This is a genomic window from Streptococcus suis (genome assembly GCF_002964575.1).
Lineage (GTDB): Bacteria > Bacillota > Bacilli > Lactobacillales > Streptococcaceae > Streptococcus > Streptococcus suis_R.
The window spans coordinates 1-638 of sequence record NZ_POQQ01000023.1 but is presented as its reverse complement, the minus strand read 5'-3'; the positions used below and the strand labels follow the sequence as shown (position 1 = coordinate 638).

The following is a 638-nucleotide window of genomic DNA, read 5'->3' as shown; positions in this document are numbered from 1 at the left end:
CCGCTAGACGTATGTCTCCAGCTATCTTCAAGAGAAACTGCTTAGTCAAAGGGATAGAGGAATTAGAGAAAAAATTAGGAATAGAGGTATATTTAGAAACAATTATGAATGGGAGAAAAGTGGAGGGATATGAGATGACCCTTATCGATCGACGTCAAAGTGGTTCATCAGATATGGGCGAACTCCAAATGAACATATATGATTTTTTAGAGAACTAATGATAGCGGAGCGAGTTGCTTCGTGTTACGTGACAAAATGAGCCTTGTGTGTTACACTAAAGGTGCTTAAAAGTTCAAGAGATGTAAGCATAAAGAAAACACCCACGGTTGCAGCCAAGGGTGTTTTTTTGTGCTTGCTCAAGGCACGCAGGCTAGATTATTTGTCGCATTTGTTTCGCCACTTACGGACTAGCCACTCCGTAATAAGTTCTGCAACTACGCTGACAAGCAACGGTAGCAAAACAAGCTCAAGAAATGTGTGTAGCATAAAAGTCTCACCTCCTTAGCTAGCGCTAACTTGGTGTTGCGACCTATTGATTATATCACAACTTCCAAAATTAAAACCGCCTAACTGAAAGTATTGTTTAGTTAGTAGTTGCAAGAGGATTTTAAGAGTAGTATATTGTAAATAAGGGGTTC

General features: G+C 39.8%; 1 pseudogene. It reads left to right on the top strand.

From position 1 onward, the window contains the following. Positions 1-218: pseudogene (locus C1E58_RS12305) on the top strand (replication initiation protein); the annotation flags it as partial. Positions 219-638 lie beyond the last annotated feature (420 nt).